Annotated in this window: 7 protein-coding genes and 1 CRISPR repeat array; all 7 genes read left to right on the forward strand. The window is 30.3% G+C overall.

Annotated elements, in window-relative coordinates; translation table 11 throughout:
- Positions 1-78: 78 nt before the first annotated feature.
- The 7 genes from AC5LAX_RS02770 (at position 79) to AC5LAX_RS02800 (ending at position 5949) form a co-directional block, all read left to right on the forward strand.
- Complete coding sequence (locus AC5LAX_RS02770; RefSeq protein ID WP_193526127.1) at positions 79-963, forward strand: CsgG/HfaB family protein; 885 nt, start codon at positions 79-81, stop codon at positions 961-963.
- 202 nt (positions 964-1165) lie between these two features.
- Positions 1166-1360: a DUF295 domain-containing protein gene (locus tag AC5LAX_RS02775; protein ID WP_018998831.1), complete on the forward strand. Its 195-nt coding sequence runs from the start codon at positions 1166-1168 to the stop codon at positions 1358-1360.
- A 133-nt stretch (positions 1361-1493) separates the two neighbouring features.
- The gene (locus AC5LAX_RS02780) at positions 1494-2015 is read left to right on the forward strand and encodes a hypothetical protein (RefSeq protein WP_117585450.1); all 522 of its coding nucleotides are present in this window, start codon (positions 1494-1496) and stop codon (positions 2013-2015) included.
- 108 nt (positions 2016-2123) lie between these two features.
- Positions 2124-3005, forward strand: coding sequence for an LPP20 family lipoprotein (locus AC5LAX_RS02785; protein ID WP_018998829.1), 882 nt, complete (start codon positions 2124-2126; stop codon positions 3003-3005).
- Positions 3006-3448: 443 nt separating this feature from the next.
- Positions 3449-3913: direct repeats of the CRISPR family, unit length 26 nt; unit sequence GTTAAGCATTAACATTGTACGGTCTC.
- Between the two features lie 277 nt (positions 3914-4190).
- Positions 4191-4700: a hypothetical protein gene (locus AC5LAX_RS02790; protein WP_288909469.1), complete on the forward strand. Its 510-nt coding sequence runs from the start codon at positions 4191-4193 to the stop codon at positions 4698-4700.
- A gap of 68 nt (positions 4701-4768) precedes the next feature.
- Positions 4769-5272 carry a CAP domain-containing protein gene (locus AC5LAX_RS02795; RefSeq protein ID WP_193526124.1) on the forward strand — a complete coding sequence of 168 codons (504 nt, stop codon included), beginning with the start codon at positions 4769-4771 and terminating at the stop codon, positions 5270-5272.
- A gap of 119 nt (positions 5273-5391) precedes the next feature.
- A complete protein-coding gene (locus tag AC5LAX_RS02800) occupies positions 5392-5949 on the forward strand; it encodes a hypothetical protein (protein WP_027890297.1) in 558 nt (185 codons plus the stop codon).
- Positions 5950-6163 lie beyond the last annotated feature (214 nt).

Here is a 6163-nt window from a genome sequence, read left to right on the forward strand (position 1 = left end):
TAATGAAAGGAGGTGATAAGGAAAAAATTTAATGGTTAATGGTTAATTTTTATTGATTTTTTTTATGGAGGTCTTATTATGAAAAAGTATTTTGTACAATTTATCAGCTTAGCAGTATTTGTCATGATTTTAGGTACAAGTCTTGTAAGTGAAGCGGCAATGAAAACTGTAGCAGTAGGTAATTTCATTGACGGTACAAGCAGTAGGTATGGCAAGATGATTTGCGAACAATTACAATCAAGTATTCAAAATGGATTAGTGCAAAATAAGAATTATACAGTAGTAGAACGTAGTAATCTTGACCAAATTTTTAAAGAATTAGGTTTACAAAATTCGGGTGTAGTGGATAGTTCCTCCGCTATAGAAATCGGTAATTTATCTGGAGCTGATTACACCTTGATGGGCAAGGTTGTTGAAGCAGAAATAAATCCATACAATAACTTAGCTTATGAGGGATTAAAAGCAAAGGTAGCAGTTTCGGTGCAGATTGTAGATAACACAACTGGACGCATAATAAGTTCTGATATGATATCTGATACTGATAGCAGTGCTACTAAAAATAACTTAAAGAGTTTTATCAAAAGTGATTTAGTGCCAGGTCATATGAGTGTAAATCGCGATAGCCTTATCTACAACGCAGCAGAAAAAGTAGCTAATAAAGTCTTAGAAAGAATGAATGATATGAATCCTTTAGTAGGCATGGTAGTCGCAGTTAACACAGATGAAGATACTGTAACTTTTGATTTAGGATATGATGATGGAGTAAAGGAAGGAGATATTTATACGATTTATACTGAAACAGAACCAATAGTTCATCCAGTAACAGGAGAAATCCTTGGCGTTGATGAAAAATATGTAGGTACTGTTAAAGTTGAAGAAGTAAGAAATAATCTTTCAATAGCTAAAATAAAAGATTGTGATGTAATTCCAATGAAAAAAGACAAAATAAGAAGAGGGGAATAAATAAGCTCCTCTGAAATTTCGGTATAGGTTATATTTCATAGCTTATACCGAAATTTTTTAAAGTTTGAGTAGAATAATATGCCGAATTTTAGATTTGCTAGGTAATATATACAGTAGAAATTAAAGAGGGTGATTAAAAAATAAACAAATATAAAACTTAAAAATAAACTAAAATTTTTTGATTAAGATTGGAGTAATCATTATGAAAAACAAAGTAAACGAAATCAAAACTAAAATTTGTATTCCTAAAGGATTTTTTGGTGGAAATTGTTCAGATTGTATTCATTGGGAAGAATATAATAGAGCTTCAGATGGTAGGGCATATTGCAGTTATTATGATAATTGGTATTATCCATCTGAAAGACGAGGCTGTTTTGCTTATGAAAGAAATTGGTAAAAGTTAGTACTCCTTAATTGATTTTATATAGAGTTATTTGTATTTCATGAGCATAAGTTACATATAGTAGCTTATGCTCAAAATTCTTTTAGTTTTTTATTTAGATTAAAAGGTTAGAAAGGATGTATTTTTTATGAAAAAAACAATTATTACTTTTGTATTATTAGCTATGGTAGCATTAGTGCCTACAGTAAGTTTTGCTAGTGAAAATTCAAATAAAGCGATAGAAGAACTTAAAGATGTATCATGGGGTGAAAGTTATCATGAATTTTCCACAAAATATTCAACAACACCATTATTATCAGTATACGAAATAACCTTAGATAAGAAGATAAATTTATATGGTCAAGAAATGGATACAAAAGCTAGAGCATATTTTGGTGATGATAAATTATTTATAATGCAATATTGTTTTCCAGAAAAATTGACCGATGAAGAATTTGACAAAGTAACTGAGATTATGAATAAAGAACTTGGTGAAATAGTAGCAAAACAAGAAAATAATATATTAGGTGAAATGAGAGGTTGGAAAGATGATGATAAGCTTGTTGCATTAAGTAAAGAAGGTATTTATTATTTAGATTTCAATTTTCTGGATACAGATGAGCTTAGTTCATTGGAAAAAATAAAATCTTTAAATATTAATAATAAATAATAGGATTGTATGAAATCATGCACTTTAGAAATTTTTAGCGGTTTTTAGAGTGCATGATTTTTATGCATAAATGTTGTTTTAGTTGTAAATAGATCTGGAGGAATTCTTATGAAAAAAACATTAATAGTTTTAACTAGTGTTGCTTTATTTAGTTTTGGTGCTGGTATTTTACCAGTTAATACTTACTTTGCACCTATAAAGGCATCGGCACAATATCAAAATCCAGCTTATACGCAGACTGAAACAATAACAGCCGATGGCTATGGTGTATTACCGCAAAATAGACCATTTGGTCAAGCAAAATTAATGGCAAGAAGAGCAGCAGTTGTAGAAGCTCAACGTAATTTATTAGAAACAGTAAAAGATGTAGCTATTGATTCAGAAACAAATGTAGAAATGTCTATGACTTTAAATGATACTATACATTCAGAAATTAGTGGCGTTATCAGAGGTGCTAGAGTAATAGATGAAGAATATATCCCTGAAGATGGCATTTATCGAGTTACAATGTCTGTGCCAATGTATGGTGTGGGAAGTTTAGGTCAAGTGGTTTTTGATAATGTAATCGGTAATAATCAAAAAGTGCCTGTGCCAGCTCCTAGTCCAGCATATAATCCGTCTACTCAACTCAATGGCAATTATACCGGTCTTGTAATCAGAGCTAGAGGTGCAGGTCTTGTCAGAACTTTTTGCCCTGCTATTTATGATACTTCGGGTAGAGCTATTTATGGTGTATATAATGTAGATAAAAAATACGCAATAGATTATGGTGTTGTCGGTTATGCTCAAGGACCACAAGGTTGGGATAAAGTACGCATGGGAACTTCCCGTGCGGGCAGTAATCCTCTTGTAGTCGACATTGTAGAAGTTCGTCAACGTGTGGCTAATAAATGTGATGTAGTAATTTCCGTAGAAGATGCAGATAGAATATTAGCAGAAAATAGATATAGCCATTTTCTTGACAATTATGCTGTAATGTTCGAGATTTAAAAGATATTAAAATAAAAGAATAGCCGGATGAAATTTTCATTGGGCTATTCTTTTATCAAAAATAATATTTAATTTTTTATAAACTTAAAAAAATCATGCTGAATTTTAGAAGAAGGAAGAGATATATATAATAGAAAGAGATAAAGAAATATAGATTAGATTAAAAATAAGAAGGGAGAAATTATTATGGATAAGAGATTTAAGCGGTAGAGTACATTGCAGATATTATGATGATTGGTATTTATTCATTAGAAAGACGAGTTTTGCTCGAAGAGATTGAAACAAAATAAAAATTTACCAGCCGAAAAAGTAAAAAGCCTATAATATCAAGCATTAAAAAGGATAAGCAGAAAACTGAAATCGGCTGGTAAAATTTCTATGAAAGATTGAAAAATAAGGATATATAAGCTATAATGAAGAAAAAGAATATTGATTTTACTGCGGTTAAGCATTAACATTGTACGGTCTCATCTTCTGTAGCAAAATTTCTTTCAACTTTAGAATCATGTTAAGCATTAACATTGTACGGTCTCATCACTATTGCAATCAGATAATTTAAATGGAGAAACAAAGTTAAGCATTAACATTGTACGGTCTCATCAATGATACGTATAAACGGTTCTGTAGTTGGTGCTATGTTAAGCATTAACATTGTACGGTCTCGTAGTAAAAACCTCTTTACTCTAAAACATATTCTTTCGGTTAAGCATTAACATTGTACGGTCTCGTAGGTATTAGTGGCGCCACTGCAAATGTTAAAGCATTAACATTGTACGGTCTCGTAGGTGGTACACGCTATACAGAAATTTTAAGAGCACAGTTAAGCATTAACATTGTACGGTCTCGTTAACAAGATTTGATTTTTACTGGCCTGCACTTGCCGTTAAGCATTAACATTGTACGGTCTCGTCGCTGTATCCACGTGTCCAGTCATTATGTTTAAAGAATGGTTAAGCATTAACAATGTGTAATGTGATTTAGGTTGTAGAATTATGCTAAATGTATTTATGGTGAATTTTTGATTAATATTAACAAGTGATGCTTAGCAGTAAAATGAAAGAAAGACATAACTTAAATTAAAGTTATGTCTTTTTTTTATAAAAAATTAAAAAAAACATGCCGAATTTTGGAAAAAACAGGAGATATATATAATAAGATAATGATTTAAAAGAGAGGAAGATATTTATGAAAAAATTATTGATGGCTTGGGTTTTAGCGATTGTAATTTGTTTACAAAGTGGTGTTAGTATGGCTGCTACTGAAGATATGGCAAAAATAGATAGTATAGAAGTAAAAGAATTAGGATTAAATCTTATAAAAGTTGAAATGCCTTTAGAAAAAGGTTTTGAAAGTATTTATGGACAAGATTATGCACCACTTACAATTCTTGTTTACAATGATAAAGGCAAGATGATAGCAATAGATGAACCTTTTGCACATAAATTGACATCTGAAAAATACGATTATGTAAAAGAACAGATGATAAAAAAACTTGGTGAGCCAGATAAAATTGAGAAATTAGCAGATAATACAATAACTATTTGGTATACAGATGATAAAAAAAATATAGATATTGTTTTAAATTCAAAATCAATAACGCAGTTTTTTCGACAAGATGATGCAGATATATTAAAAAAATATAAATCATCTATGCAAATTAAAGATTTTATAAATTGTATTGTTAGTCAATACTAAAAAAATATATAATTTTGTTTTGATGGAAATGTCTATAAATAATACATTAAAAGAGAGGAAGGATTTTCATGAAAAGAATTTTTTTATTGATTGTTTCCTTATGTATGTTCAGCTCTGCGTGTATGGCAAGTCCAGTTTATTATTATAATTATTCCAATACATCTAATTATGTTTATGAACCTAATACGGATAAAAATTATGCTCAATCGGTTGTAGACCTTGTCAATCGAGAACGATTAAAAGCAGGGGTAAGACCATTGATATTAAATCCATATTTATGTAGCAGGTCGGATATAAGGGCTAATGAATTGGCGACAATTTTTGCTCATACTCGTCCTGATGGCAGTCAGTTTTATACGGTATTAGATAGAAGAAAATTCCATTATATGACAGCTGGTGAAAATGCAGCAGCTGGTGCTAGTTCGCCTCAAGAAGTAGTAGATATCTGGATGAATTCTTCAGGACATAGACAAAATATCTTAAATCCTAAATTTCGCTATATAGGTGTAGGTTATGCTTATGTGCCTAATAGTCAGTATAATAATTATTGGATACAGATATTTTCAGATTAATTTGCCTCCATTCTAATTAACATAAATGTTGCTCCTAGGCATAGGTTATAGTTTTATATAGCCTATGCCAAAAATTAAATATTTATTTCGTGATTGTATGTTTTGAAAGGAATTTTTTTATGAAAAAAGAAATGACACCTGTAATTACATCAATGATAAAGCGTATAAAATCTGCGGGTTATGAATTTAATATATATAATCAAATCGAATCATTCTGTATAGAAAGTATGATAAACAGTATGAAACTGGGTATTGCTAAAGAAAAATCATTAAAAAAGAGTTTTAGTGGTCAAGAGCTTATGCCTTTTGCTTTTAGGTTTTACAATTGTGATAGTGAGATGATAGTAATTCAGTTGCCATTTAAACATAAATTGATAGATGAACAATTTGAAAGTATAGAAAAAAATATTGGTAAACCCGATAAAATAAAAAAAAATAAGGAAGATACTATGGCGATTTGGTATTTTGTTGTTGATGAAAAAGAAAGGGCGTATATGCTAAATTCAAGTGCTTTTATTATTGTTGAAGTAGATAGTGTTATAAAAATTTTAGATTCATTTAATTTGCCAATGGAAATAGAGGATTTTGTAAATGTAGTTATTTCTTTAGATAAAGAAACACCAGAAGATTACGAAGATGAAAGGATTGCTCAAAACTTTGAATATATACTTTGCTAAAAGTCTCCGAAAGATTTTGGCTCTTTATATGATTAAGAGGCTGTACCGTATACATTAGCAATTAATGTGGAGGGCAGTGGAATGATAGCAATGGATATATCTTTTTTGACATACTCCCCATGCCTAAAGACAGGGGATTCTTGGATACAAACGATACTTGCCTACTAAAATAGCAGGTCTTACTATATCTCTCCAAAGAAGGTTGATGCCCCAA

This window comes from Megamonas sp. (genome assembly GCF_986095205.1).